General features: G+C 59.5%; 24 protein-coding genes. 10 read left to right on the top strand and 14 right to left on the bottom strand.

Annotated elements, in window-relative coordinates:
* Nucleotides 1-8: 8 nt before the first annotated feature.
* The 3 genes from KBW81_RS17575 to KBW81_RS17565 all read right to left on the bottom strand — a co-directional run bounded on the left by KBW81_RS17575 (nucleotide 9) and on the right by KBW81_RS17565 (nucleotide 3,519).
* Nucleotides 9-1,604, bottom strand: coding sequence for a TRAP transporter large permease (locus KBW81_RS17575; protein ID WP_254249418.1), 1,596 nt, complete (start codon nucleotides 1,602-1,604; stop codon nucleotides 9-11).
* Nucleotides 1,604-2,416, bottom strand: a complete 813-nt coding sequence (locus KBW81_RS17570) for a TRAP transporter small permease subunit (RefSeq protein WP_090188982.1) — start codon at nucleotides 2,414-2,416, stop codon at nucleotides 1,604-1,606. The genes KBW81_RS17575 and KBW81_RS17570 overlap by 1 nt, the downstream gene beginning before the upstream one ends.
* 89 nt (nucleotides 2,417-2,505) lie before the next feature.
* Nucleotides 2,506-3,519, bottom strand: a complete 1,014-nt coding sequence (locus tag KBW81_RS17565; protein ID WP_090188984.1) for a TRAP transporter substrate-binding protein — start codon at nucleotides 3,517-3,519, stop codon at nucleotides 2,506-2,508.
* Between the two features lie 209 nt (nucleotides 3,520-3,728).
* Between KBW81_RS17565 and KBW81_RS17560 the strand changes: the two genes are divergently transcribed.
* The 3 genes from KBW81_RS17560 (at nucleotide 3,729) to KBW81_RS17550 (ending at nucleotide 6,379) form a co-directional block, all read left to right on the top strand.
* Entirely contained in the window at nucleotides 3,729-4,415 is a 687-nt protein-coding gene (locus KBW81_RS17560) for a GntR family transcriptional regulator (protein WP_254249417.1), read from the top strand.
* Complete coding sequence (locus KBW81_RS17555; RefSeq protein ID WP_254249416.1) at nucleotides 4,412-5,257, top strand: fumarylacetoacetate hydrolase family protein; 846 nt, start codon at nucleotides 4,412-4,414, stop codon at nucleotides 5,255-5,257. Before KBW81_RS17560 ends, KBW81_RS17555 begins: the two co-directional genes overlap by 4 nt.
* 207 nt (nucleotides 5,258-5,464) lie before the next feature.
* Complete coding sequence (locus KBW81_RS17550) at nucleotides 5,465-6,379, top strand: calcium/sodium antiporter (RefSeq protein ID WP_254249415.1); 915 nt, start codon at nucleotides 5,465-5,467, stop codon at nucleotides 6,377-6,379.
* Here the strand turns inward: KBW81_RS17550 and KBW81_RS17545 are convergent.
* The 8 genes from KBW81_RS17545 to pcaQ all read right to left on the bottom strand — a co-directional run bounded on the left by KBW81_RS17545 (nucleotide 6,368) and on the right by pcaQ (nucleotide 16,987).
* Nucleotides 6,368-7,108: a hydroxypyruvate isomerase family protein gene (locus KBW81_RS17545; RefSeq protein ID WP_254249422.1), complete on the bottom strand. Its 741-nt coding sequence runs from the start codon at nucleotides 7,106-7,108 to the stop codon at nucleotides 6,368-6,370. The genes KBW81_RS17550 and KBW81_RS17545 overlap by 12 nt on opposite strands.
* Complete coding sequence (gene otnC, locus KBW81_RS17540; protein WP_254249414.1) at nucleotides 7,105-7,749, bottom strand: 3-oxo-tetronate 4-phosphate decarboxylase; 645 nt, start codon at nucleotides 7,747-7,749, stop codon at nucleotides 7,105-7,107. The genes KBW81_RS17545 and otnC overlap by 4 nt, the downstream gene beginning before the upstream one ends.
* Nucleotides 7,746-8,981 carry a 3-oxo-tetronate kinase gene (gene otnK, locus KBW81_RS17535; RefSeq protein ID WP_254249413.1) on the bottom strand — a complete coding sequence of 412 codons (1,236 nt, stop codon included), beginning with the start codon at nucleotides 8,979-8,981 and terminating at the stop codon, nucleotides 7,746-7,748. Before otnK ends, otnC begins: the two co-directional genes overlap by 4 nt.
* Nucleotides 8,978-9,877, bottom strand: coding sequence for an L-threonate dehydrogenase (ltnD, locus tag KBW81_RS17530; protein ID WP_254249412.1), 900 nt, complete (start codon nucleotides 9,875-9,877; stop codon nucleotides 8,978-8,980). The genes otnK and ltnD overlap by 4 nt, the downstream gene beginning before the upstream one ends.
* Before the next feature lie 135 nt (nucleotides 9,878-10,012).
* Nucleotides 10,013-11,251, bottom strand: a complete 1,239-nt coding sequence (locus KBW81_RS17525; RefSeq protein WP_254249411.1) for a response regulator transcription factor — start codon at nucleotides 11,249-11,251, stop codon at nucleotides 10,013-10,015.
* A 228-nt stretch (nucleotides 11,252-11,479) separates the two neighbouring features.
* Nucleotides 11,480-14,584 carry an efflux RND transporter permease subunit gene (locus tag KBW81_RS17520; RefSeq protein ID WP_254249410.1) on the bottom strand — a complete coding sequence of 1,035 codons (3,105 nt, stop codon included), beginning with the start codon at nucleotides 14,582-14,584 and terminating at the stop codon, nucleotides 11,480-11,482.
* 92 nt (nucleotides 14,585-14,676) lie between these two features.
* Complete coding sequence (locus KBW81_RS17515; protein ID WP_254249421.1) at nucleotides 14,677-15,825, bottom strand: efflux RND transporter periplasmic adaptor subunit; 1,149 nt, start codon at nucleotides 15,823-15,825, stop codon at nucleotides 14,677-14,679.
* 232 nt (nucleotides 15,826-16,057) lie between these two features.
* The gene (gene pcaQ / locus KBW81_RS17510; protein WP_254249409.1) at nucleotides 16,058-16,987 is read right to left on the bottom strand and encodes a pca operon transcription factor PcaQ; all 930 of its coding nucleotides are present in this window, start codon (nucleotides 16,985-16,987) and stop codon (nucleotides 16,058-16,060) included.
* 106 nt (nucleotides 16,988-17,093) lie between these two features.
* Here pcaQ and pobA point away from each other — a divergent pair, with 106 nt between their 5' ends.
* The 7 genes from pobA to KBW81_RS17475 all read left to right on the top strand — a co-directional run bounded on the left by pobA (nucleotide 17,094) and on the right by KBW81_RS17475 (nucleotide 23,281).
* Nucleotides 17,094-18,263, top strand: coding sequence for a 4-hydroxybenzoate 3-monooxygenase (gene pobA / locus KBW81_RS17505; protein ID WP_254249408.1), 1,170 nt, complete (start codon nucleotides 17,094-17,096; stop codon nucleotides 18,261-18,263).
* Nucleotides 18,263-18,655: a 4-carboxymuconolactone decarboxylase gene (gene pcaC, locus KBW81_RS17500; RefSeq protein WP_372804620.1), complete on the top strand. Its 393-nt coding sequence runs from the start codon at nucleotides 18,263-18,265 to the stop codon at nucleotides 18,653-18,655. Before pobA ends, pcaC begins: the two co-directional genes overlap by 1 nt.
* On the top strand, nucleotides 18,652-19,398 hold the full coding sequence (gene pcaH / locus KBW81_RS17495) for a protocatechuate 3,4-dioxygenase subunit beta (RefSeq protein ID WP_254249407.1): 747 nt from the start codon (nucleotides 18,652-18,654) through the stop codon (nucleotides 19,396-19,398). Before pcaC ends, pcaH begins: the two co-directional genes overlap by 4 nt.
* Nucleotides 19,399-19,400: 2 nt before the next feature.
* Nucleotides 19,401-20,015, top strand: coding sequence for a protocatechuate 3,4-dioxygenase subunit alpha (gene pcaG, locus KBW81_RS17490; RefSeq protein WP_254249406.1), 615 nt, complete (start codon nucleotides 19,401-19,403; stop codon nucleotides 20,013-20,015).
* A 7-nt stretch (nucleotides 20,016-20,022) separates the two neighbouring features.
* Nucleotides 20,023-20,862: a beta-keto acid cleavage family enzyme gene (locus KBW81_RS17485; RefSeq protein WP_254249405.1), complete on the top strand. Its 840-nt coding sequence runs from the start codon at nucleotides 20,023-20,025 to the stop codon at nucleotides 20,860-20,862.
* Between the two features lie 89 nt (nucleotides 20,863-20,951).
* The gene (locus KBW81_RS17480) at nucleotides 20,952-22,007 is read left to right on the top strand and encodes a 3-carboxy-cis,cis-muconate cycloisomerase (protein ID WP_254249404.1); all 1,056 of its coding nucleotides are present in this window, start codon (nucleotides 20,952-20,954) and stop codon (nucleotides 22,005-22,007) included.
* Between the two features lie 425 nt (nucleotides 22,008-22,432).
* Nucleotides 22,433-23,281 (top strand): Crp/Fnr family transcriptional regulator, encoded by an 849-nt coding sequence (locus KBW81_RS17475; protein ID WP_254249403.1) that lies wholly within the window; start codon nucleotides 22,433-22,435, stop codon nucleotides 23,279-23,281.
* Nucleotides 23,282-23,296: 15 nt separating this feature from the next.
* Here KBW81_RS17475 and KBW81_RS17470 read toward each other — a convergent pair whose 3' ends face one another.
* Genes KBW81_RS17470 through KBW81_RS17460 form a run of 3 tightly spaced genes read right to left on the bottom strand, consistent with a single transcriptional unit; the run spans nucleotide 23,297 to nucleotide 26,161 of the window.
* Nucleotides 23,297-24,118 (bottom strand): methyltransferase, TIGR04325 family, encoded by an 822-nt coding sequence (locus KBW81_RS17470; RefSeq protein WP_254249402.1) that lies wholly within the window; start codon nucleotides 24,116-24,118, stop codon nucleotides 23,297-23,299.
* The gene (locus tag KBW81_RS17465; protein WP_254249401.1) at nucleotides 24,115-25,632 is read right to left on the bottom strand and encodes an oligosaccharide flippase family protein; all 1,518 of its coding nucleotides are present in this window, start codon (nucleotides 25,630-25,632) and stop codon (nucleotides 24,115-24,117) included. Before KBW81_RS17465 ends, KBW81_RS17470 begins: the two co-directional genes overlap by 4 nt.
* Nucleotides 25,622-26,161: a sugar transferase gene (locus KBW81_RS17460; protein WP_254249400.1), complete on the bottom strand. Its 540-nt coding sequence runs from the start codon at nucleotides 26,159-26,161 to the stop codon at nucleotides 25,622-25,624. The genes KBW81_RS17465 and KBW81_RS17460 overlap by 11 nt, the downstream gene beginning before the upstream one ends.
* Between the last annotated feature and the right edge of the window lie 60 nt (nucleotides 26,162-26,221).

Genomic DNA, 26,221 nt, shown 5'->3' with positions numbered 1-26,221 from the left:
CCATGCCATCACAAGAACAGCGTGACGATAGGTGGCCAGATCAGCAATACGCTCAGCGCAATCAGCTGCAGCACGATAAACGGTAGGAACCCCTTAAAGATATCCGTCAGGCTGATATGCGCAGGTGCCACGGACTTTAGGTAAAACGCCGCTGGACCAAAGGGGGGCGACAGGAAGCTGACCTGCATGTTCATACAGAACACCACACCGAACCAGATCGGAATATAGCGCGCATCGACAGAGCCAAGGAAGCCGATCTCTTCTGCGGGAAGCCGCACCACGATGGGCAGGAACACGGGCATAATCAGCAGTACAATGCCGACCCAGTCCATGAACATGCCCATGATCAGGAACACGAACATCATCACCAGAATGATCCCCATCGTCGGCAGATCAGCGCCCACAATCAGGTTCGCTACATAAGTCGGCCCGCCCACTAGTGTGTAGGCGGCGGCCAGCGCAGCTGCACCGATCGTGACCCAGATGATCGTACCTGTCGACCGCAGCGTGCGGATCAGACTGTCCCAGACGATTTCAAACGTCATCTCGCGCCGCAGCGCGCCAATCACGAAGACTGCGATCACGCCCATGCCTGCGGCCTCTGTGATGCCGGTGATACCGCCATAGATCGAGCCAAGCACGACGCCGATCACAACGGTTGGCGCGATCAGGCCCTTGCCCATTTCCCAGCCCTTGGCCGTGCGGTCACGGCCGCAGACAAAGAAGATCAGGATAAGGCAAAGCACGAATGTGCCAACGATCCATGGAATATCGCTGACCATCCCCAGCGGGATCGGGTCCTGCCCTTCGCGGATTGCATTATCGCCAGTCACAGTGAAAAACACAGCCCGCACGAACAACACGCCTGCGACCCAAGCGGTAAATCGCGACATAAATCCAAGAAACATCAGCCCCTTATCGCCGCCCTTTGGCTCTCCTGGGACCTCTGGCGGCAGCGGGGCCATCTCGGGGTTTATCTGAGTGCGCACGACGATATAGATCAAGAAAAACGACGCCAGCATGAAGCCGGGTAGGAACGACGCGGTAAACAGCGCCTTGATGCTGGTTTCTGTCACCAGCCCGTAAAAGATCAACACAATCGACGGCGGGATCATGGTGCCAAGCGAGCCTGACGCGCAAATCGTGCCAATCGCAAGGTTCTGGTTATAGCCCAGCCGCAACATTTGCGGCAGCGCAATCAAGCCCAGCAAAACGACTTCGCCGCCAATGATGCCCGACATCGCCGCCATGATGACGGCCATGATAGAGGTCACGACCGCAATGCCGCCGCGCACGCGGGACAGCCAGACATTCAGCGACGAATACATATCCCGCGCAATGCCGGATCGTTCCAGCAATGCGGCCATAAAGATGAACAGCGGGACAGAGATCAGAACATAGTTCGTCATCTGGCGGTACACCGCCTGCCCCAGCACCGACATCGGTCCTCGACCAAAATCACCCCACAGTAATTCAGGCGAGAATTTCAGCGACAGCGTGACGACCGCCAGAAACGCACTGGCGAAACCCAGCGGCATGCCGATTGCCAGCAAGGCGAACATGCCAAGCAGAACAATCAGGCTTAGGGTGCCGATATCGACCATTACTTCTGCTCCTCAAGCGTGCGGCGAATATTCTCGATTTCGACCTCGTCGATATCGTCGTTAGAGCCCATCTCTGACGGGTCTTTGTGCCAATCTGCGAACAGGTTCGACACGGCCTGCAACGCCACCAATACGATGATCAACAGCAACGCGGGTTTTACGATACCCGGAATGGGCGGATCCCACGCTGTGCCGAAGGTTTCCATCCGCATAAAGCGGTTTTCAGCGTCGGTATAACCGCCCCAGACCAGTGCCACGGCAAAGCCAACAATCAGCAGGACAGAGATACAGTCAGACAATTTCTGCGCCCATCGCGGCATCATGTCGTAGATCACATAGATGCGGATGTGGCTGCGCTGCTGCATGGCATAAAGCCCCGACAGCAGGAAAACAAAGGCGGCGATCCAAAGGCTTAGCTCGTTCGCCCATAGGGTCGGCTTGGAAAAGACATAGCGGGACACGACCTCGTAGAACATGACCAGCACGATAAAAGTGGTCATGATCATCGACAGGCGGCCCAGCACGACGGACACAAGGTCAAAGACCCCCTCGGGCGGGGATTCAATCGCGCCCTTTGTGTCCGATAGGAACAAAGACGCGAAAAACAGCGCAAGGCTAAAGATAATCAACATCACCAGCACCAGCGGGCGCCCCGCGGGGCGGATCATCTCGAACATGCCGTAGGCGGTGTCGCTGAATAGGTGCTGCGCGATCAGCCAGACATATAAGGCCAGCGTCAGTCCGATAAAGACCATCATCGCGGTCTTTACAGGCCCGCGCATCCGGCCCAGCCAAAGCGAATTGTCGTGCATCTGTGGTCTCCCCCCACGTGGTGTGCCTGCGGTCGTGCGCGCTTAGAAAGGGCGGGTCCATAACCGGACCCGCCCAAATCTGTCGTGGCTTATTCGGCCAACAGACCCAGCTGTTTCAGGTAGGCTTTGTGGCTGTCGACCAGCTTTGCGGCCTCTGGCGAACGTGTCGCCCAATCAGCCCATGCGACCTGCGCACCAGCACGGAACGCAGCGCGATCCTCTGGCGTCCAGTCATACAGCGTGACGCCGGCGGCGGTCAGCTCTGCCGCAGCTTCAGAGTTTGCCTTCTCGTTCGACAATGCGATCTGAAAGCCCAGCTTTTGCCATGCGGTGTCGATGATCCGGCGCTGACCTTCGGTCAGGCCATCCCAAACGGCTTTGTTACAGGCCAAATGGTCGGACGGCATCGAATGAAAGCCGGGATAGGTGGCATGCTTAACGATGTCATACAGACCCAGACCAACGTTGTTGGCCAGACCCGACGCATCAGCCCCGTCGATGATCCCGGTTTCCAGCGCCGTAAAGATTTCAGTGAAATCCATCACGATGGGTGTGGCACCCAGTTCTTGGAAAATCTCGGTCTCCATCCCCGGAGGCGAGCGGAATTTCCAGCCCTGCAAATCAGCTAGACCAGCAATCGGCTTAGAGGACGACAGCGATTCCTGGCCATAGATCGACCAGCCAACCAACTGCATGCCCTGGGCATTATACAGCTCTTGTGCGGCATCATATCCGCCGCCGTAATACAGCCAGCTATACTGCTGCCACGGCGTGTCATAGCCGCCCATGATGTCACCGACGAATTGAAACGCAGGGTTTTTGCCGGTCTGATAGGCACCGCCCGTCGCGTCGCAATCCAGAATGCCGTTGATCGCGGCGTCAAACGTCTCTGTCGTGGCCACGACAGAGCTGGAATAGAACATTTCAATCGTCAGATCACCGTCCGACATGACAGTTACATCATCCGCGAACTGCGCCAGCATTTTGCCGCTGGGGTGTTCAGTCGCATAGTGAGTCGAGATGCGCAGGTTAGTCTGCGCGAACGCCGGGGCAGCAACAGCAGCCACAGCAACGGCAGACAACATGATTGTTTTCAATGACATCGTGGTCTTCCTCCCTTAGCAGTCCCGAAGGCTGCCATTTTATCATTTCTACGCGCCCTCCCCGGCACGCAAACGAAGATGGTATACCATCTGAAGAAACGTTAGCGAGGTGCTTCTCGACACGCAACAAATTTCGGTATACCAAATTTGAACGCCGCCTCGGGGCGCCTTGAAACCCCGCCAACGCGACTCAAACGCCAAAGGATAACATGGCCGATCAGACCCTGCCCGCCCAGATAGCCGATCAATTGCGCCGCGACATCCTGCGCGGCATCCTGCGTCCCGGCATGTCGATCAAGGAACGTGATAACGCCGATAAACTTGGCGTTAGCCGCACGCCCCTGCGCGAAGCGGTGCGTATCCTTGCGACCGAAGGGCTTGTTGAACTGCGCCCCGCGCGCAGCCCCATCGTTTCCATCCCGTCTGTCAAACAGGTCGCCGACGACGTTGAAGTCTTGCTTGCTATCGAAAAGATGTCGGCCGAACTTGCCTGCGCCCGGGCCACTGAGGCGGAAATCGACGCGCTTGCTGCCATCGTGGACGTGATGGCCGATAAATTCGACACCGTCGACGCGGTCGAGATGTTCGAGATCGACATGAGCTTTCACGCGGGCCTTGCCCGTGCGGCCCACAATCCGTCCTTAGCCGACATTCACAGCACATTCCTATCCCGGCTGTGGCGTTCACGGTTCTTATCCGCGATCCAGCGCCGTAACCGCGAACGTGTTGTCGATCATCACAGCCAAATCGTCGCTGCCCTGCGCGCCCGCGACACGGATGCCATCCGCAAAGCGCTTGGCGCGCATCTGGACCGGCTCGCGCCGGACATTATCAACGTTATCACCCAAGAAATCGAACAAGCCTCAGCCACGGCTGACAGAAAGGACGACCTATGAAACTGCTACGCTTTGGACCAGTCGGACAAGAAAAGACCGGTATTATGGATGCAGACGGCCAAGTCCGCGACCTGTCCGCCCATGTCCCCGACCTGTCCGGCCCCGCTGTCGCCCTTGAGGCGCTGGATAAAATTCGCACCATCGACATCAACGCCCTGCCCGTCGTGACTGATCCCGGCCGCATCGGGTCTTGCCTGTCGTCCGTGCCGAACTTTTTCTGCATCGGCCTGAACTACGCCCTGCACGCCAAAGAGTCCGGCATGGATGCCCCGGCAGAGCCAATCATTTTCTCCAAGGCGACCTCTGCCCTGTCAGGCCCTAACGACGATGTCATCATCCCGCGTACATCAAAGAAGGGCGATTGGGAGGTTGAATTAGGTGTCGTGATCGGCAAAACCGCGCTTTACGTGTCGGAAGAAGACGCGCTGGACTATGTGGCAGGCTATTGCACGATCAACGACGTGTCAGAGCGTAGCTTTCAAACCGAACGCGGCGGCCAGTGGATCAAGGGCAAATCTGCCCCGACTTTCGGACCAACCGGCCCCTATCTGGTGACGGCGGATGAAGTGGGCGATCCACAAAACCTGCGCGTCACGCTGAAACTGAACGGCGACACGGTGCAGGATTCCAATACATCCGACATGATCTTTAGCGTGCGCGAGATCGTCAGCTACATGTCCAGCTTTATGGAACTGCGCCCCGGCGACATTATCGCCACGGGCACGCCCTCTGGCGTGGGCATGGGCATGAAACCGCAACGCTTTTTGCGTCCGGGCGATGTGATGGAGGTCGAAGTCGAGGGTCTTGGCGCGCAAAAGCAGACTGCGGTCGCGGCAAAGTAAGCATTGGATCGCCGCGCAAAGCGCGCCGATCCCGTCGGGGCGCTGCCCCCACACCCCCGAGATATTTTTGACGAGAAGAAGGGGGGGACAGCGAGGGCTGTTCCCCTTTTCAATATTTAGTCAGTGCGCCGCGCCGCGGTCCTTGTGGAGCCGTTTTCCCGATCCCATCTAACCACGGGGCGCGCGGATGCTCTTGGGGATCATATTTTGGATTACATCTACGTCGTAGCTGGCCTAATCGGCTTGTTTTTGGGCGGCGAAGCGCTGGTGCGCGGCAGTGTCGGCATTGCGCGGCGCATGGCAATTCCGCCCCTGCTGATCGGCTTGACCGTCGTCGGGTTCGGGACATCAACGCCAGAACTGTTGGTCTCGGTCCAAGCGGCCATGCGCGGCGTGCCTGACATTGCCGTTGGCAATATCATCGGATCAAACATCGCGAACATTCTTCTGATTGTCGGCCTGACCAGTCTGGTCTGGCCCATCCGCGTCTCTGGCGCGACGCTGCGGCGCGATACCGCTGTTATGGTCGCAGCAGCGCTGGTGATGGTGCCCATATTTGCCACTGGCGAAATCGGACGCCTGCCCGGTCTGTTGTTGGTCGCAGCATTGGCAGGATACTTAACTTGGGCCTATCTGCAGCCCGGACCCGCATCAGACAATGATGACACCGCAGTCCCGACGTCGGTGGCAAAGTCAGCCCTTTGGGTCGCGGTGGGACTTGTCGCGCTGATGTTCGGTGCGCGGTTTCTGGTCGATGGATCGGTGTCCATAGCCCGTAGCCTTGGCGCGTCAGAGGCGTTTATTGGCCTGACCATTGTTGCGGTCGGCACATCGCTGCCAGAGCTAGCGACATCTATCATCGCTGCCTTTCGCCGTCAGTCCGAAATCGCCATCGGCAATATCGTGGGATCAAACATTTTTAACGTTCTCGGCATCCTTGGCGTGACTGCCATCATCAAGCCGGTCCCCGTAGCAGACCGCTTTTTGGCTTTCGATCTGCCCATTATGATTGCCGCGACACTTGCCCTGACAGCCCTGTTACTGACCCGCCCGGTCATTGGGCGCGGCATCGGATTGGTCGTGCTTGCGGCTTATATCATCTACGTCTGGTCAGCGCAGTAACCAGCCCAAGGTCGGCTCTGTCGGCCCGCCGGGCTTGTATTCTGCGCCAAGCGGCAGCGGCCAGCCAAGGCGTTCTGCGACGGCAAAGATATGGGGGTAGTTCAACTCTCCGTGGTCCGGTGCGCCGCGGTCTGGGACAGATGCAAATTGTATATGACCAATGATCGGCAGCAGGCGTTCCAATTTGTGCGTGACGTCCCCTTCCATCAGCTGCACATGATAGCAGTCGAACATCAGCCGCAGATTGGGCGCGGCGACCTTCGCGATGATGCCTTCTGCCTGCGCTGTCGTTGTCAGGAAATAGCCCGGCGCGTCGTAGCTGTTCAGCGGCTCGATCAGGATCGTGCGCGTGGTTGCGGCGCAGGCATAGCGCAGGGTGTCGATAAAGGCGGCCTCTGCCTCTTGCCCTGTCGCGAAACCAGCCATGACGTGGATCGCGCCTGCATCAATCGCATCGGCGTAGGCAATCGCCTCGTCTACAGCGGCGCGTGCCTCGGCCCCGCGCGCAGGCAAAGCGGACAGGCCGTTTTCACCAGGGCCGCCCCGCCGGGTATTCAGACCAAGCATCCGCAGGCCGGTGCCTAACAAAGCCGCCGCGACCTGCTGCGCCGGCACGTCATAAGGCCAGTGACATTCCACTGCCGCAAATCCCGCCCTATGTGCCGCCCGGATTGCATCTGGCAAAGGCAACTCTTGCCACAAAAACCCAAGGTTTGCTGAAAACGTCAGTCCCATTGCACACCAAACTCCTGCACCACTTGGCCCACCTGCGCATCCGTCAACGACCGTGCGCCCATGCCGCGCGTCAGCAGCGCCAGCCGCGCGGTGTCCTCTAATTCTTCGATTGCGTAACACGCAGCCTCGATATCCTTGCCCGCCACGACGGGGCCGTGATGCGCCAACATGACGGCCGCGCGTTTGCCCGCCAGCCCGCGCACGGCCTGTCCCATCGCCGGATCACCGGGCAGGAAAAACGGCAGCAGCTGCACCTTGCCCAGCTTCATCACCGCATAGGGCGTCAGTGGCGGCAGCCAGTTATCGGCAGGGCCGCCATCCAGCAGCGACAGCGCGACAGAGTGGCAAGAGTGCAGATGCACCACCGCCCCCGCCGTACTGCGGGTGTCGTAAAATGCGCTGTGCAGCGGCATTTCTTTCGTCGGCTTGTCACCACTGATATGCACACCTTTGGCGTCAAACCGCGCCAAGCGCGCCGGATCAAGGCGACCAAAACTTGACCCCGTGGGCGACACCAGCAGCCCGCCGTCTTCGGTCCGGGCAGAGATATTGCCCGACGATCCCCCCGTCAGCCCGCGATCATACATCGACCGGGCCAGATCGCAGATCAGCTCGCGTAGCTTCGCCTCGCTCATGCCAGCGCCCGCGAGAAGAAGTCTTCCGTCCCGAAATTGCCTGACTTCAACGCGAGTGCGACGCGGGCACCGCCGCTATCTGCGGCGCACCACGGCACGCCAGGCGCGATCTCTGGCCCAACGTGCAGGCGGGTGACGCCAAGCGCCTGCGTCACCGCACCGCTACTTTCACCGCCCGCGACAACAAACCGGCGCACGCCGGCATCGCGCCGGGCGACGGCGATGGCTGACAGCGCCTCTTCGACGATGCTGCCTGCGCGGGCGCCGCCCATGGCGTCCTGCGCGGCCCGCACCTTGTCCGGGCTTGCGGTGGCATAAACGAGTGGCGCGCCGCTTTGCTGCGCGAGCCAGTCCAGCGCCGGCTGCACCCCTTCCGCATCCAGAACCAAAGGATCAAGCTGATAGCTTGGGTTCGCCGCGGCATAGGCGGCGACTTGTTTCTGTGTCATCGCCGAACATGACCCCGACAGCACCAAGGCCGGGCCATCCGGCATGGTAAAAGCGTCGCTGCCAACCGCATCGATCAACCCCGCCGTGCGGTACAAGTCAGGCAAAGGCATGGCCACCGCGCTGCCGCCCGTCATCAAGACATCGTCTTGGCAGGCCGCCGCGATCACATGCAGATCATCATCCGCCACGGCGTCGACGATCACATGCGGTGCTTCCGTTTTATCAAGCGCAGCGCGCAAAGCCTGCGCCCCCCGCGCCACGGTCAAACGGTCTATCAGGGCGACGTCACCGATGACCTGCGGCGCGAGCAACCGCATCAGGTTGCTATCGCGCATTGGGGTCAGCGGGTGATCCTTCATTGGGCTTTCCGCCAAAGGCTGCTGCCCGACAAACAAATTGCCCATAAACACGGCCCGCCCGTTTTCGGGGAACGCGGGGCAATAGATTGTCTGTTTTGCCCCCAAACGCGCCATGATCGCCTCGGCCACGGGGCCGATATTGCCCTGCGGCGTGGAATCGAATGTGCTGCAATACTTCCAGTAAAACCGTTGAACGCCCCGTGCCTGCAACCAGTCTAGCGCTGCCATCGCCTGCGCGACGGCCTCTTGCACGGGCAAGGTTCTGATTTTCAGCGCGATCACCTCGAACGGTGCGGCATCGCCCCCATCCGGCACGCCGATGCGCAAGGACACAGGCTGGCCAGATCGCGCCAGCAGGCCCGCAAGGTCCGTCGCCCCGGTGAAATCATCCGCAATCGCGCCAAAGAAACCGCCCTGCATCATGTACGTTCCGGCAAGGTCAGCCCGGCATTGCGCGCATAGACTTTTGCAACGGCGGCATCATCTTCGCGGCCCAGACCAGAGCCGCTGGCCGCCATAAACTGCTGCAACGCCGCGGCCGTAATCGGCGCGCCAAACTTTTCAGACTGGGCAATCTCTAGCACGATGCCCAAATCCTTGGGCCAGATATCAACCGCGCTCAGCGGCGTATAATCACCATCACGCACATGCGGGCCGCGGCTTTCCAGCGCCCAGCTGGTGCCGGCGCATTGGGGAATAACCTCTAGAAATTGCGCGGGGCTGACGCCTTGGGTCATGCCAAAGGTCATCGCCTCGGCCATGGCCGCGATATGTACGCCCACCAGCATCTGGTTGATCGCCTTCATCGACGAGCCTGCGCCGGCGGCATCGCCCAGTTCGAACACCTTCGATGCCATAGCATCCAAAGCGGGCCGTGCTTTGGCAAAAGCCTCGGGGCTGCCGCTGGCCAAGATCGACAGTTCGCCATCGGCCGCGCGAAAAGTGCCGCCTGACACAGGCGCATCCAAATACAGAAGGCCCAAGTCGGCGCAGCGCTGCGCCAAGTCGCGGGCCAAAGCGGGTGCCATTGTCGCGCAGGCAACCACGACCGCCCCTTTGGCCATTTGGGCAGCAATGCCGCCTGTCCCGAACAAAACCGCTTCGGTCTGTGCGCCATTCACGACGACCACGATTACTGCGTCCAGCGTTGCTGCCACGGTCGCAACATCACCCGGCGCGCCGCCAGCGGCCTGAAACCGTGTGACCGCATCTTGGTTCACGTCAAACCCGTGCACGGTCAGGCCAGCGCGGTGCAACGCACCCGCCATGCCAAACCCCATGGCCCCTAAGCCAAAAATTCCAACCCGATTGTTCGACATGATAACCACTCCCGCGTAGCGCTTTTTAAAATGGTATACCAAATTTTCAAACCTGCCAAGCGTTGGCGTCCGCTGAAAACACAAAGGGCGCGGCAGATGACCTGCCGCGCCCTTTACGTTGATGTTTGACCGGTATTAGGCGCGCAGAAACGCCACGACAGAGCCGCCCTGTTTTTGCATGGCGCGGTTTTCAGCAAAGTGGATTGCCCGGCTGCTGGCCAGGGCCGCGCGCTGATCCTTCGTCCCTTGCAACGCCACCGGGGCACCGACCGCAATCAACTGGCCCTGCGCCGCATCTGCCATATCGGCAAAGCCCGCCGCCGCAAGCTGCGCATTGATCGCAGCCTCCAGATCTCGCGCCTCGGGCAGCGCGTCCGACACGGATGCAACCAGCAAATCGCCATCCTCGGTAAAGGCCATGACGGTCTGATCAGTGCCAAGATGAGCGGCAACAGCGATTGCGATTTCTTCAAGCATGATCGCGCAGCGCTGCGGCGCGGGATCGGCATGATAGGCTGCAATCAGATTGATGTTCACAGCCAGCACCTGCACCGATGCCACATCCTTGCGCGGCAGCTGCGTCAGGTAATTCGACATCGCCACAGCATCAATCGTCGGCAAAGCCGTGCCGCGCGCTTTTGCACCGACCTGTGCAAGGCTGCTTATCGCGAACTTCTGCGCGACAGTGCCAGCCCGGCCGCGATACCCGGTGATGCGACCCTGAGCGGCAAAGGCAAGCTGCGCGGCTTCAAGCCGCTCTACCAGCTGATCCACATCAAACGGCTTGGTGGCATAATCGTCGGCGCCAGCCCGGAACGCATCGCTCATGTGTTCCACATCGCGCATCGCGGTCAGCATTGTGATCGGCGTCTCGCGGTAGGCAGGCAGATCGCGCACGGCGCGGCACAAATCGATGCCGTTCATCACGGGCATGCTGATATCAAACAGCAGGTTGTCAAAGATCGTATGCGGATCGGACAGCAGCGCCAAGGCAGCCTCGCCAGAGGCGACAGTCACGACCTCTCCGATCTCATTGGACTCGCCAATCATCGTCAGCAGATCAAGGATGAATGGGTCATCATCCACCACCAGCGTGCGCATGCCGCGCGACCGAATGACCGGGCCGGGCAGGTTCGCAGGCACGGGCAGACCAGCGTAAAGGATTGGCTGCGTTTCTTCGGCTGGCACAATGAATGTGCCCGTCTTCCCGCGGGCCTGATGCAGTAGTTCTAACCCGGCAAACGTGGCGGCGCAAAAGCTGCCGACCAGCGTGTAAACCGCGCCGACCATCCAGAAAGATGCCCCCATCACCGCCGCGGTGATCGCACCGATCAGCCCCGTCACGATGCCGATAAAGATATACCCAAGTACCATCAGACCACTTTCGATTTTCCTCGTCTGCAAGGCGGCGTGCAGCTGACACGCAGACGAATTTTTAATGCCTCACGAGCCAACCTGAACGTGTGTTGCGGCTAAATTATGGCTCTTCGCAGGAATAATCATTTTAAAATAAGGCGGCTATGTCCTGTTTGCGCCGCAACGCAGAAAGCCGGGCGCTGCATGTGCACCCGGCTTTCGTTAACTCAGTCGCCTGACTTTGGCTTAGTCAGCGCGCCGCCCGGCCCCGGTCAGCCGCGCAATCACGACAAAGAACAGCGGCACGAACAGCACGCCGATCACCGTTGCGCTGATCGTGCCGCCCAGCACTCCTGCACCAATCGCTTGGCGTCCGCCCGAACCTGCGCCCGTGCTTAGCACAAGCGGCACGACACCCAGCGAAAACGCCATTGACGTCATGATGATAGGCCGAAACCGCTGGCGCGCCGCATCAATTGCCGCATCAACGACGGGTGATCCCGCCTCGATTTGTTCGCGGGCAAATTCGACGATCAGGATTGCGTTTTTACCCGTCAAACCAATGACCGTCAGCAGGCCCACCTGAAAGAAAACGCCGTTTTCAAACCCGCCCAGCCATGCGGCAAGCAAGGTGCCCAGCACACCAATCGGCATGGCCAACATGACCGCAAAGGGGATCGACCAGCTTTCATAAAGTGCAGCCAGCGCCAAGAACACCGCCGCCAGTGACAGCGCGTACAGCAGCGGTGCCTGATTGCCGCTTTCCTGCTCTTCCAGCGACAGACCCGTCCAAGCGGCCCCGAACCCTTCGGGCAGTTGCGCGACCAGCCGTTCAATTTCGGCAATCGCCTCCCCGGTGCTGACGCCCGGCGCAGGCGAGCCTTGGATCTGCATGGCAGAGATGCCGTTGTAACGGTTCACGCCCTGCGGGCCGAAGACCCACGACGCCTCGGCAAAGTTCGAAAACGGCACTAACCCGCCGCTGGCATTGCGCACGCGCCATTTATCGAGGTCCGACGGCGCCGCCCGCGCCTCTGCCTCGCCTTGCACATAGACGCGCTTGATCCGGCCGCGGTCGATGAAGTCGTTCACATAACGCCCTGCCCAAGCGGTCGTCAGCAAAGCGCCAACATCCGTGGCCGACACACCCATCGCGCCCGCCTTGCGCCAGTCGATATCCAGATTGAATTGCGCCGCGTCCTCTAGCCCGCTTGGCCGCGCCGAGGCGATCAGCGGGCTTTGCGCCGCCATCCCCAGCAGTTGATTACGTGCGGCTAGCAGCTCTTCGTGGGTCTGCCCGGCGCGCGCCTGCAAGAAGAAGTCAAAGCCAGAGGCATTGCCCAGTTCGATCACCGATGGTGGCACAATCGGGAACACCATGGCGTCCTGAATTTGGCTGAACGCACCAAAAGCGCGCCCTGCTAGCGCTTGCACGCTTTGACCCGGCTCTGTCCGTTCTTCCCAATCCTTCAGTCGCACAAAGGCCAGCGCTTGGTTCTGCCCCTGCCCGCCAAAGCTGAAGCCGACAACGCCGAACACGGATTCAACGATGTCCGATTCCTGCTCTAGGAAATAATTCTCGGCCTGCTCTAGCACGGCCTGCGTCCGCTCTGCCGTGGCACCGGTTGGTGTCTGGATCAGCGTAAACAGGATGCCCTGATCCTCTTCCGGCAGGAACCCGCCCGGCGTGCGCAAGAATAGGAACACCGTCGCCGCGATGATCGCGATATAGACGATCCCCATCCGGAACGGACGCCGCACAATCCAGCCCACGCTGGCCGCATAGCCCGCCAGCGTTGCGCCAAATCCAGTGTTGAACCATGCAAACGGGCCGCGCGCCTTGGCATGGCCCTTGGGTTTCAGCAGCGTCGCGCATAGAGCGGGCGTCAAGGTCAGCGCCAGCACCACCGACAACACCATGGCCGAGATGATAGTGATCGAGAATTGCTTGTAAATCACACCTGTTGAGCCCGGAAAGAACGCCATCGGCACGAACACAGCGGTCAAAACCACCGCGATGCCGATCAGCGCCCCGGTGATTTCGTCCATGGACTTGCGCGTCGCCTCCAGCGGGGTCGCGCCTTCTTGTTCCATGATCCGTTCGACGTTTTCGACAACGACAATCGCGTCGTCCACCAGCAATCCAATCGCCAACACCATCGCAAGCATCGTCAGAGAGTTAATCGAGAACCCGAACATCGCCAGCACGCCAAAGGTGCCCAGCAAAACCACGGGCACGACCAGCGTCGGGATCAGCGTTGCCCGCAGATTCTGCAAGAACAGCAGCATGACAAAGAACACCAGCACGACCGCCTCAATGAGCGTCTTGACCACTTCCTCGATCGAAATCAGCACGAAAGGCGTCGTGTCATAGGGGATTACGTATTCGACGCCCTCTGGGAAAAAGCGCGACATCTCCTCTAGTCGGCTCTCAACCGCCGTGGCGGTATCAAGCGCGTTGGCGCCCGGTGCGAGCGAGATTGCCATGCCCGTCGAATTGGACCTGTTGTAACGGGTAATCGTGGAATAATTCTCTGATCCGATCTCAACCCGGGCGACGTCATTGAGCAGCACAAGGCCGCCGTTCGTGCCAGCGCGAATGACGATCTGGCGGAAATCCTCTGGCGTGCGCAGCAAAGATTGCGCGGTGATCGTCGCGTTCAATTGCTGCCCGTCCAGCGCCGGTAACGCGCCAAAGGAGCCAGCCGAGATTTGTGCGTTTTCCTCTGACACGGCAGCCACAACATCCGACGGCGTCAGGTTGAAGGCCGCCAGCTTTGCCGGGTCTAGCCAGATGCGCATGGCGTATTGCGACCCAAAGACCTGCACGCTGCCCACGCCGTCCACACGGCTGATTTCGTTGACCATATTCGACGACAAGTAATCCGACAGGTCCGTCGCGCTATAGCTGCCATCCTCTGAAATTAACGCGACAACCATCAAGAAGCCAGACGACGATTTCTGCACCGTCACACCCTGCCGCTGCACCGCCTCTGGCAACAACGTCGTCGCCTGCGCCAACTTGTTCTGCACCTGCACCTGCGCGATGTCTGGGTCTGTGCCTGTCTCGAACGTCAACGTAATGCTCGCCCCGCCAGCAGAGGAGGAGCTGGACGAGAAATAGCGCAGCCCGTCCAGACCCGTCATTTGCTGCTCGATCACCTGCGTCACCGTATTCGCCACCGTCTCGGCCGAGGCACCGGGGTACACCGCGCGGATCGCGACAGAAGGCGATGCGATCTGCGGGTACTGCGCAATCGGCAACGACAGGATCGATAGGATGCCAAGGCCAGAGATGAACAGCGCAATGACCCAGGCAAAGATCGGGCGGTCGATAAAGAAACGGGCCATGAGAGGTCTTTCGAAAATAGATAAAGGCTGCAAAGCCGGGTGTCAGTCAGACACGCACCCCAACGAATGGGCGCGTGCCATGACTGATCGCATTATTCAGTCGGGGCAGCGTCCGCAGGTTCCGCATCGCTGGATTGCTCTGTCGGCGTGACCGTCGCACCGGGGGCGACCTTTTGCAGGCCCGCCACGATGACGCGGTCGCCCGCCACCAGACCATCATCGACGATCCAGCTAGGACCCCGATCGGTGACGACATTCACAATCTTGGACTGCACCACGTTATCCGCATCCACCGTCATGACCGTCGCTTGGCCCCGCTGGTCACGGCTGACCGCTTGCTGCGGCACCAAAAAGACATCATCCAGCGTGCTGGTCGGAATTTCGACCTGCACATACATCCCCGGCAACAACAGCTTGTCCGGATTGGCAAATTCCATCCGCAGCAGGACCACACCGGTCTGCTCGTCCACGTTCGGCTCTGCCGCGGTCAGGCTGCCGGTCTGATCAAAGGTGGACCCATCGGCCAACGTCAGCGTCACTGTCGGGTCAAAGCGGTCAACCTGTCCCGCCCCTTGATCACGCCGCCAGACCAACAGATCCGCCGCCGACTGGGTCACGTTGACATAGACCGGATCAATATTACGGATCACAGCCAGCGGAGTCGCCTGACTGGCGGTCACCAAAGCACCGGCGCTTGTCTCTGACAGACCGATCTCGCCGGACAGGCGCGCCTTGATCGTGGTGCGGTCACGTTCGATCTGGGCCACAGTGCGCTGCGCCTCTGCCGCTTGCAAATTCGCCTCGGCGCCGGCGCGCGCGGCATCGGCGTCGTCTTTTGTCGCGGTGCTGGCGACGTTACGCGATTGCAACTCGTCTGCGCGCGCCGCCGCTTTGCGCGCCGCATCCAGCTGGGCCTGCGCCTGCGCCACCGCCGCATCAGCCTGCGCCAAAGCTGCGTCATAGCTGGCCGGATCAATGCGGTACAGCGCGTCGCCTTCGGTCACGGGCGCGCCTTCGGTAAACAAGCGCTCTGTGATGATCCCTGCCACCTGGGGCCGCACTTCTGCCATGGCAGAGGCCGCGACGCGGCCCGGCAACGTCGTCGTCAATGTCGCCTGCTGCGGCTGCAAGGTCACGACTGTGACGGCAGTAGGCGGCCTGCCTTCTTGCGCTGCGGACTGCGTTGAAATCCCCGCCCACGCCAGCGTGGCAATCAGAAGGGGGGCGTAGACGGGACGCATTAACATGACAGAAACCTTGTTATTCAAATTGCTACCGCGCCGAAAACACAAATTGCTTTAGCTATCAATCCAGCGATAGACGCGGCACGTCTGTGCATCACGATTTTGCGCAACCCCCTTGCCAATGCGGATCAGCGGCCCAGACGCGGCGGGCTAGCAAAGGGCAGAGGTCAAATCGGGGCACTATGATGCCCTTTTGCGGAATCATTGCAGTGGCAGGTTCGCACGCAGATCAATGGCCGGCGCGGCCACTGTCCAAAGACTGTGCAGCATCGGATAACGCACCACGGAACAGTCCAACCAATGGCGATGGGTTCTCCTCGGACCGTGCCATAATACCGACGGCGCCTTCTGTTGGTCCCATGTCCAAATCCAACGCAACCAGCCGCCCTGCGTCCAGATCGTCCGCGACAACCCCGCGCGAGATAAACCAGACCGGCCGCAGCGCACCAAGCGTCATGGCGCGCCCCAGCGCCCCTGATACACATTCGATCCGGTCCGCAAACAACGGCACCCCGCGTGAAATCATCAGCCGCGCCATCAGCGGGCGGATCGCCGAGGCTTCTGGCGGATAGATGATCAAGTCGCCTTCCAACTGCTCTAGCCGTGTTGCGCCGCGCCGGGGATGGTCGGGCGCGACGACCGCAACCACCCGCTCTGCGTAGAGCGCCGTAAACGATAGCCCCCTCATCGTGGCGGCGTCGCCTAGCCGGCCAACCACCAGATCAAGATCACCGGCGCGCAAGCAATCCGTCAAAAACCCGTGCGATCCTTCGACGACATGCAAGACCGTCTTGGGCGAGGCACCGCGAAATATTTCAATGGCAGCGGGCAAAACCTGCGCCGCAACGCTTGGCAAAACGCCGATTTTCACGGCGTGCCCCCCAGCCTCGCTATGCGATGCGATGCTGCTGATCCCCTGCCGCAGCGCTGCTGTGCTTTGTTCGGCATATTGAAGAAACACCTGTCCCTCGGGAGTCAGGCGTACGCCAGCCCGGTCGCGGGTCATCAAGGTGACGCCAAGGATGTTTTCCAGATCCCGCAACGTTTTTGAAATCGCAGGCTGGGTCAGGTTCAACTGCTCTGCCGCGCGCTTCAACCGGTTTGCGCGGGCAATCGCGACAAAGGCTTCAAGATGGCGGAATTTGATCCTGCGATCCATTTTGTTTCCATTTAGGGCAACTAAGACGGCGATCTTATCAATTTACTTTCCATTTTCATAAGCCAGAATGAAGAGGCGGGGAAGTTTCAATCAAAAAAGGCGTGATATGCGAACTCAGGTTGCGATCATCGGGGGCGGACCGTCCGGGCTTTTGCTAGCTCAACTTTTGCAGCGCCGCGGCATCGACAGCATCGTATTGGAACGCAAAACCAAAGACTACGTGCTGGGCCGCATCCGCGCAGGCGTGTTAGAGCAGGGCCTTGTCGGCCTGCTAGAAGAGGCCGGTTGCGTTGATCGGCTCCATGCCGAAGGGTTCAGCCACGATGGCACCTTGATCGCGTATGGCGACGAGATGTTTCGCATTGATTTCAAGGAACACACCGGCACGCCGGTGATCGTCTACGGCCAGACAGAAGTGACCCGCGATCTTTACGAGGCGCGCGAAAAGGCGGGTGGGCCCATCGTATTCAACGTCGAGGACGTGGTGATCCACGGGGCCGACACCGACACGCCGCATGTGACCTACACGGTGGACGGAACCGCACAGCGGATCGATTGCGATTTTATCGCGGGATGCGATGGCTTTCACGGGGTCAGCCGCAAAACCATTCCAGCAGATCTGCGCCGCGAATACGAAAAGGTCTATCCCTTCGGCTGGCTTGGCATCCTTAGTGAAACCCCGCCCGTCAGCCACGAGCTGATCTATTCAAACACACCCCGCGGCTTTGCGCTGGCATCGATGCGCAACGAAAACCTGTGCCGATATTACATTCAGTGCTCTGTTGATGACAGCATTGACGACTGGTCTGACGACGCCTTTTGGGACGAGTTCAAAAAGCGCCTGCCTGCGGATTTGGCGGCCAAGCTTGTCACTGGACCAAGCATCGAAAAGTCCATCGCGCCGCTGCGATCGTTCGTCACCGAACCGATGCGCTGGGGGCGGCTGTTCCTATGCGGCGACGCAGCCCATATCGTGCCGCCCACGGGCGCCAAGGGCCTGAACACCGCCGCCTCTGATGTGCACTATCTTTATAACGGGCTGCGCGAATTTTACGAAACAGGCAGCGCTGACGGGATCGACACCTATTCTGCCAACGCCCTGTCGCGGGTCTGGAAGGCAGAGCGGTTCAGCTGGTGGTTCTCATCCCTGATGCACCGCTACCCGGATCAATCCGACTTTGATCAAAGAATGCAAATCGCCGAGCTGGAGTTTCTGCGCAGCAACAAGGCCGCGCAAAAGGCTATGGCCGAAAACTACGTGGGCCTGCCCTACTGATGGAGAGCGATGTGACCAACAGATATGACGCCGGCATGCAGACCCGCCGACAGGTTTTGGGTGATGCCCATGTGGACAGGGCCGAGGCAACAAAGGTTGCCTTTGACGCGCCGTTTCAAACGATGATCACCGAAGGCGCTTGGGGCACGTTGTGGTCGGACGATACGATCACTCGCCGCGAACGATCTATGCTGACGCTGGCAATACTGGCCGCAACTGGGAATTTCGACGAAATTCCAATGCACATCCGCGCCACGCAAAACACCGGGGCCGCGCCGCAGGATGTGTTGCAAGCTTTTATGCATGTCGCGGTCTATGCAGGCGTGCCAGCGGCGAACCATGCCATCAAACTTGCCAAACAGACCTATGCCGAATTGGGAGTAGAAATATGAGCCCAGCCAAAACCACACCCCCATCAGGCGGTTTCATCCCGCGGGACCGCGACTGGCAGCCGGACGCCCTGACCCCCGGCTACAAAACCAGCATCAAACGCAGCCCGCAGGCGGCCTTGCTGTCGTTTCCGTCGTCCTTGTCAGAAGAAACCTCTCCGGTTTTTGGACACGGATTGCTGGGGGCTTTGGACAGTGACCTGATCCACAACTACGCCCAGCCCGGTGAAAGCGCGATTGGGCCGCGGATTATTGTCCATGGCCGTGTGCTGGATGAAATGGGGCGCGGTGTGCCCGGTGCCTTGCTGGAGTTTTGGCAGGCCAATGCGGGCGGGCGGTATCGGCACAAAAAGGAAAGCTATCTGGCCGCCCTTGATCCGAATTTCGGCGGCTGCGGCCGCACGATTACGGCCGAGGATGGATCATATGAGTTTCGCACGATCCAACCCGGCCCCTACCCGTGGCCGAACGGCATGAATGACTGGCGCCCCGCGCATATCCACTTTTCAGTTTTTGGCCATGGCTTTGCCCAGCGTCTGATCACCCAGATGTATTTCGAAGGCGATCCGCACATCCCGCTGTGCCCGATTGTCGGCATCCTGAAATCCCAAGACGCCGTCGATGCCCTGACAGCCGTGCTGGACATGCACCGCACGGTGCCGATGGACAGCCGCGCGTACAAGTTTGACATTGTGCTACGTGGGCGGCGTCAGACCTACTTCGAAAACCGCAAGGACGGGATGTAATCATGGTGCAAAAGCTAGACTATTTGCGCGAAAGCCCCAGCCAAACCGCTGGCCCCTATGTCCACATTGGTTGCACGCCCAATTTTACCGGCATTGATATCTATAGCGGCGATCTTGGGACCGTCATGAAGACCGGTCCGGTGCAAGGCAAAGAGATCGTGATCAAAGGCATCGTTTTTGATGGCACCGGCACGCCGCTGCGCGATGCGATGATTGAAATCTGGCAGCCTGACGCCGCCGGCCTGTTCGCCTCTGCGAACGAAACGCGCGGCGCGGCGGACCCAAACTTTACTGGATGGGGCCGTTCGCCCGGCGATATGACGACGGGTGAATTCACCTTTGATACCGTCAAACCCGGCGCTGTTCCCTGGGCCGACGGCCGCACGCAAGCGCCGCATATCACCGCATGGATCGTCGCGCGCGGCATTAACATCGGCCTGCACACACGCATTTATTTCGAGGATGAGGCAGAGGCCAACGCCGCCGATCCGATCCTGAGCCGGATCGAACATCAAAACCGCATCCAAACGCTGCTTGCCAAACGTGAAGGCGACGGCGTCTATCGCTTTGATATCCATCTGCAAGGTCCGACCGAGACCATCTTTTTTGACATCTGAGGGCCCTATGACTACTCCCTGCATTATTTGCGTCGCCATTACCGGATCGGTTCCAACCCAAAAGGACAACCCAGCGGTACCGATCACCATCGCTGAACAGATTGAAAGCACCCAAGACGCCTTTGAGGCGGGCGCCGCGATCGCCCACTGCCACGTGCGCGGCGACGACGGCAAACCAACGGCAGATCCGGACCGCTACGCACAGCTGAAAGAGGGGCTGGAAAAACACTGCCCCGGCATGATTATCCAGCTATCCACGGGCGGGCGGTCAGGTGCGGGCAAGGACCGTGGCGGCATGCTGTCGCTGGCACCCGATATGGCTTCGCTCTCGGTCGGGTCGAACAACTTTCCGACCCGCGTCTACGACACGCCCCCGGATCTGGTGGATTGGCTGGCGTCAGAGATGTTAAAGTATGACGTGAAGCCCGAAGTCGAAGCCTTTGATCTGTCACATATTTTCAAAGCGAAAGAGATGGCCGACAAAGGCCAGATCGCGGGCACGCCTTATGTGCAGTTTGTCATGGGCGTCAAGAATGCGATGCCCGTCGATCGCGACGTGTTCGACTATTACGTTCACACGGTGCACCGTCTGTTTGGCCCAGATGCGCCTTGGTGCGCGGCCGGGATCGGTGCCAATCAAATCGTGCTGAACGAATGGGCGATTTCATCCGGCGGCCACGCCCGCACTGGACTAGAGGATAACGTCAGACTTGACCGTGATACGCTTGCGCCGTCCAATGCCGCATTGGTCAAACGCGCGGCGGACTTGTGCGAGGCATACGCGCGCCCCGTCGCGACATGGCAACAGGCCCGCGACATCCTTGGCCTGCGCAAAGCGGCCGTGTGAAAGATACCGTTTTAACTGCTGCCATCTGTCGTCGCCCGCTCAACCAAGTGGCACTGCGCCAGCCACCCAAAGATGCATGAGGCCCTAAATTGACCAGCCCCTTCGATCACCCGTGGCTTGGCGGCCTGTTCGGCGACCAAGAGGCCGCTGACATCTGGGCCCCGCAGCGCACCATCGCCCATATGCTCGCGTTCGAGGCAGCGTACACACGTGCCCTTGGCAAGGTCGGCAAGATCGACCAAGCTTTAGCAGATCAAGTCGCGCAGCAGATCGCGGCGTTCAAGCCCGACATGGCGGACCTGCGGGATGGCGCCGCAAAAGACGGCGTCGTCGTCCCCGCTTTGGTCACCCAATTGAAAGACGCGATACAGCCAAACACCGACAGCATTCATACCGGCACGACGTCCCAAGATGTTATCGACACGGCGCTGGCCCTGACACTGCGCGACTTTAGCGACTTGCTTGACGTCCGCCTTGCCGCATTGACCAGCGCGTTTGACGTCTTGGCGCATCGGTTTGGGGATCGCCCCATGATGGGGCGAACGCGGATGCAGGCGGCGCTACCGATTAAGGTGTCTGATCGGCTGGTGACGTGGTCACAGCCGCTCGCGGTGCATCGCAAACGCCTGGCTTCCTTGCGGCCAGAGGTCGCGCGTCTGCAGCTTGGCGGTGCCGCGGGCGACCGCGCCGCATTGGCACCAAACGCGGCACAGATTTCACGCGAAATGGCCACTGAGTTGGGCCTGCAAAACCCACCGGCAGCGTGGCATTCCATGCGCGCCGACATTGCGGATTATGCCAACCTTTTGTCACTGATCAGCGGCGGATTGGGTAAATTCGGGCAGGATATTTGCCTGATGGCACAGCAGGGCGTTGATGAAGTGACCCTGAAAAGCGGCGGCGGATCATCCGCAATGCCGCACAAACAAAACCCGATACTGGCCGAACTGCTGGTGACATTGGCACGCTTCAACGCCACGCAGGTGTCTGGCATGCATCACGCGCTGATCCATGAACAAGAACGCTCTGGCGCGGCCTGGGCATTAGAGTGGATGATCCTGCCGCAAATGGCCCAAACCACGGCGCGAAGCTTGTCGGCCGCAACGCAGCTTTGTGAAAAAATCACTTCGATCGGCCAGCAGTAGGCTTCGTTGTCGTGCAATTCTGCTGCGCACGTTGTCTGACTTTGCCAAAGCCGGCACAGTGGCAATGGGGCGTGTTCGTGCCTGCATCAATCCATTGAGTTTACTTTGGAACTGGCAGTCGCGGTAAGGCCACCGTCGCGGTCGTCGGCACGTTTCAGCTGTCGCTCGCACCATCAACCGTGGATCCAAAAACCTATTCATTTGCGCCACGTTTTCAACGACGCAAACTTACAAAGTCATGTTGGACCGATAAACAAATCCGCACATTTTAAACATAACAGGACGCGGCTTTGTGGAATACGAACCATCGCCTAGGCCGCAGCCCGCCCAGCATGAATGATCGGTGGCAGATTATGATACATCTCGACCGCGCATGCGTTGCATAAAAATACAGCGGACATGTACTTTTGGACAGAACTCGAAATATGGATTGGCAGCCGACGAAACATTGTGCTACGGCAACACAATTATTACGTGAGTATTTAACTTTTCACATTCGTCGCCTTCTTACGAAGGCATACTGCTCAGCCACCGAATTTTCAGGAGCGAGCCTAAATATGAGTTTCGATAGAACGCCGCTTATGCGCCGGCTTGGCGGAGCCGTTCCTGAAGAGGAATTGGAGCTGTTTGATTCGCTGGGGCGTATTGGTAAAAAATACGCAATCGGTCACGACCTTGGCGAAGAATGCCGGGCCGATGAATCGATCATGATCCTGCAACATGGCTGGACCATGACCTATAAAATACTGCGCGGCGGTGATCGACAGGTCATCGACGTCAACTTGCCCGGCGATGTACTCGGCATGCGGCAAATCCTGTTCAATTACGATGACTATCGTATTGAACCCATTACCGAGGTATTTGCGCAAAAACTGCCCGCTGATATTATTCTGCGTTCTTTGGGGAAATCGCCTGAAATTGCGGCGCAGGTTATGTGGGCGATGATGTCAGACTCTGCCTTTTCGCCGGAACGTTTGGTCAGCATGGGCCGCCGCGAGGCCCCGAAAAGGGTCGCGCATTTTTTGCTAGAACTTGGGGCCCGACTGGACCGGGTGCATTTATCAAATAAGAATGGGTATTTATGCCCGCTTTCGCAGACAGACCTAGGTGATATCTTGGGCATGAGTGCGGTCCACGTGAACCGTGTTCTGCGCGATTTAAGAGAGCGGGACCTGCTAACTTTTCGTATTGGAAAAGTGAAATTTCATGACCGGGAAGAGCTTAATCGATACGCCGAATTCGAGCCATCCTATATGGAGCGTCGTTTGCATTAAACGGTCGCGGGATACCTATTTCTGGAATGACTTGCACCGCAGCACATATCCCCGGCTTTCACTGCGACCAAGCCACGGATGCGTCGAGATAACGTGGCCCAAATTCGGGATATTCCAGCTATCCAGAATGTCATATCCCATGACATTGATTTGCGCCTCGAATATGCTTCGGTTGCGCATGCGATAGGGCACGCAGCCTGCTCCGATCTTTTCGATCGTATAAAGCTCTGGCCCGTCTCGTAGAGCCACCTTGTTAAGAATGATATATTCGGGCCGGTCGGGCAGAGTTGCGACAAAGTCTGGAAATGCGATGTCCTGGTATTGCAGCAGGCCTGAACACAGCAGGATCTGCGCCGCTGGCAGCGTTGTCACATCAGTATGAAACGCGATTTCGACTGGCAGGCCGCCGCGACCTTGGCGGCGACGGGCGGCGTGGACGATTGCGGGCAGGTCGTAAACATTCCAGCGGATCGGCCGCAGATCTATCAGGTCTTGGAACGCGATATATTTTGTGCCGAAATGTCCGCCTGCATCAATCAAAGCGTCGGCATCAGGCAGAAAACGTTGCAGCCAGAACATCACCGGATAGTCCCACGCGGTGCGCTGACACATCAGATCGAATGACACTTCTGAAATGGCCGCGTCGTCGTACCCTTGCCCGCCGCGCCGGATGACGGCCTCTTGCGCGGCAGCGCGAGTGTCAAAGGCACCGGAAAAGTGCCGCGCCCGCGGCGTGCGCGTGACCGCCCGCGCGATGGCGGCACCTGGTAGGGCCCTCGCTTGGCGCAGGACCGCGCGCAGACGTTTGCCAAGGCGGGGCGATGCGGAAACGGTCATGACAAAGTTCCTTGCTGTACGGGATCAGGGCGAAAAGCCGCCGCGATTTGGTCCCAGAAAGGCCGATCCAGCAGCATGAGCGCGATCACATAGATACCGCCGCTCATAAGCCCGAAGGCCACCGCGCGCACCAACTGGGGCCAGTCAACGCCAATTGGGCTGGCGCGCAGGACAAGAAGCGTGATCAGACCCAAAGTCAGCGGCAAGACCGTGCTGCGCAAGGCCTTCGCAATCCCGGCCAGCCCAATGTTGGCATGACGCGTAAACAGGTGCAGCGTCAGCAGCATGATCCCACTATTCACCGCCAGTTGCGACCAGGCCAACGTCATAACCCCCAGCGGGGCCGCGACGCAGGTCGCCCCAACCGAGACCGCAAAAATAATCGCCGTGAAGGCCGGCAGCCGCCGCGTCTGGCCGCAGATCGACAACAGCGGTTCAGTCAGGATACCTGGCAGCATCAGGATCGGACACAGCGCTAGAATAGCCACCAAAACGCCTGCAGGCTGCCATTCCGGCCCCAGCAACCCGGCGACGATTTCGCCATGCATGACGCTAAGCCATAGGAACAGCGGTGTGCCAATGACCATCAGGACCTTTAGGTGCCGGGCGACCTGCTGCTCTATACGCGCGGCGCGGCCCTCGATCTGGCCAGCGTCACGGGCGCGGCGCAGCAGGGTCCAAGCCAAAAGCTGTCCGGGCACGGCGACTAGCTCATAGGCCGCACCGACCAGACGCTCTGCTACGCGGAAGTAGCCGACAGCGATCGGTCCTAGGAAAGCGCCTAGCGCCAGCGTTATGAAATGAAGTCGCACGTTGATCAGCATTCGCGACGATAAGATCTGCACCGAGAAGGTCCAAAGCTCTTGCCGCACGGTGGCAGGTAGGCCCCATGCGGGGATGCGGCGCGTGATGGCAAAACTTAGGATCAACGCGGTCCCTTGATAGGTTAGCCGTCCATAGACGAGCGATAGCACCCCGGCCCCTTGAAATAGGCAGATCACCGTCACTGCGCCGCCGACCAGCTCGCTTGTGATTTCGATAATGGCGGCGGTTTTGATCCGGTTCAACCAGATCAAAACCCCCTTTTGCGCCGTGAAAATCGTTGCCAACGCGATCCACAGGCAAAAGAGCATGGATAGCGCGGTCAAATCAGGCGCAAGCCCGAAGCCCTTTGCCGCCAGTGTTCCCGCAAAGCCGACAGCGGCGAAGGCAAAGCCGCTTAGAACTGCGATCATGACGACCTGATAGGGCGTATTGTCCCCGTCGGACCGCGTCATGATAAACGGGGCCCACCCCGCCTCGGCCAGACGCAGCAGTAAGATGGCGCAGGCCGACACGATAGCGAAGGTTCCGAATTCCACCGGCCCCAACAAACGCGCGGCGAGTACAAACACCGCGAATTGAGAGACTTGGGACACCAGACGCTCTGACACCGTGACGGCAATGTCGCCCGCTGTCTTGCGACCCGCATTTAGGGCTGGGCCCTGCCCTTTGGGCGAGCGATCAGTATGCACCGCGTCCCCGCAAAACAACGCCAACCGTACGCAGCAGGATTTTCAGATCCCCCCACAGGGAATACTGCCGTGCGTATTGCACATCAAGCGCGACCCGTTCGTCATAGCTGGTATCGCTGCGCCCGCTGACCTGCCACAGGCCGCTGATTCCCGGCCGCACCGACAAGTAGTGACAGAAATCGTCGCCATAATTTACGATCTCGCCCGTCGTGATGGGTCGCGGCCCGACAAGGCTCATGTGGCCCATCAGCACGTTAAACAGCTGCGGCAGCTCGTCCAGACTGGACCGGCGCAGATAGCATCCAATAGGCAGGATGCGCGGATCATGGCGTAACTTTTTGGTCTGCACCCATTCACGCAAATCGTCGGGATTGGCCTTGAGATGGGCGGCCAGCACGTCGTCTGCGTTCACACACATGCTGCGAAATTTCAGGCATTGAAAGCGAACGCCGTGGCGTCCGATCCGGGTGTGACGAAACATGATGGGACCGGGATGGAAGATCGCAAGCACCGCTATGATCAACAGCATCGCCGGCAGAAAAAGTAAGAGCAAAAGGCTAGACGCGATGACGTCAAAAGCCCGCTTTCT

This window comes from Loktanella salsilacus, from assembly GCF_024206795.1.
Taxonomy (GTDB): domain Bacteria; phylum Pseudomonadota; class Alphaproteobacteria; order Rhodobacterales; family Rhodobacteraceae; genus Loktanella; species Loktanella salsilacus.
This window is presented reverse-complemented; position numbering and strand designations above follow the sequence as displayed.

What these genes read in the sequence shown, in the direction of transcription:
- KBW81_RS17575 (WP_254249418.1), bottom strand. Translation starts at nt 1,604, where the DNA reads ATGGTCGATATCGGCACCCTAAGCCTGATTGTTCTGCTTGGCATGTTC.
- KBW81_RS17570 (WP_090188982.1), bottom strand. Translation starts at nt 2,416, where the DNA reads ATGCACGACAATTCGCTTTGGCTGGGCCGGATGCGCGGGCCTGTAAAG.
- KBW81_RS17565 (WP_090188984.1), bottom strand. Translation starts at nt 3,519, where the DNA reads ATGTCATTGAAAACAATCATGTTGTCTGCCGTTGCTGTGGCTGCTGTT.
- KBW81_RS17560 (WP_254249417.1), top strand. Translation starts at nt 3,729, where the DNA reads ATGGCCGATCAGACCCTGCCCGCCCAGATAGCCGATCAATTGCGCCGC.
- KBW81_RS17555 (WP_254249416.1), top strand. Translation starts at nt 4,412, where the DNA reads ATGAAACTGCTACGCTTTGGACCAGTCGGACAAGAAAAGACCGGTATT.
- otnC (WP_254249414.1), bottom strand. Translation starts at nt 7,749, where the DNA reads ATGAGCGAGGCGAAGCTACGCGAGCTGATCTGCGATCTGGCCCGGTCG.
- otnK (WP_254249413.1), bottom strand. Translation starts at nt 8,981, where the DNA reads ATGATGCAGGGCGGTTTCTTTGGCGCGATTGCGGATGATTTCACCGGG.
- ltnD (WP_254249412.1), bottom strand. Translation starts at nt 9,877, where the DNA reads ATGTCGAACAATCGGGTTGGAATTTTTGGCTTAGGGGCCATGGGGTTT.
- KBW81_RS17525 (WP_254249411.1), bottom strand. Translation starts at nt 11,251, where the DNA reads ATGGTACTTGGGTATATCTTTATCGGCATCGTGACGGGGCTGATCGGT.
- KBW81_RS17520 (WP_254249410.1), bottom strand. Translation starts at nt 14,584, where the DNA reads ATGGCCCGTTTCTTTATCGACCGCCCGATCTTTGCCTGGGTCATTGCG.
- KBW81_RS17515 (WP_254249421.1), bottom strand. Translation starts at nt 15,825, where the DNA reads ATGCGTCCCGTCTACGCCCCCCTTCTGATTGCCACGCTGGCGTGGGCG.
- pcaQ (WP_254249409.1), bottom strand. Translation starts at nt 16,987, where the DNA reads ATGGATCGCAGGATCAAATTCCGCCATCTTGAAGCCTTTGTCGCGATT.
- pobA (WP_254249408.1), top strand. Translation starts at nt 17,094, where the DNA reads ATGCGAACTCAGGTTGCGATCATCGGGGGCGGACCGTCCGGGCTTTTG.
- pcaC (WP_372804620.1), top strand. Translation starts at nt 18,263, where the DNA reads ATGGAGAGCGATGTGACCAACAGATATGACGCCGGCATGCAGACCCGC.
- pcaH (WP_254249407.1), top strand. Translation starts at nt 18,652, where the DNA reads ATGAGCCCAGCCAAAACCACACCCCCATCAGGCGGTTTCATCCCGCGG.
- pcaG (WP_254249406.1), top strand. Translation starts at nt 19,401, where the DNA reads ATGGTGCAAAAGCTAGACTATTTGCGCGAAAGCCCCAGCCAAACCGCT.
- KBW81_RS17485 (WP_254249405.1), top strand. Translation starts at nt 20,023, where the DNA reads ATGACTACTCCCTGCATTATTTGCGTCGCCATTACCGGATCGGTTCCA.
- KBW81_RS17475 (WP_254249403.1), top strand. Translation starts at nt 22,433, where the DNA reads ATGGATTGGCAGCCGACGAAACATTGTGCTACGGCAACACAATTATTA.
- KBW81_RS17470 (WP_254249402.1), bottom strand. Translation starts at nt 24,118, where the DNA reads ATGACCGTTTCCGCATCGCCCCGCCTTGGCAAACGTCTGCGCGCGGTC.
- KBW81_RS17460 (WP_254249400.1), bottom strand. Translation starts at nt 26,161, where the DNA reads ATGCTGTTGATCATAGCGGTGCTTGCGATCTTCCATCCCGGTCCCATC.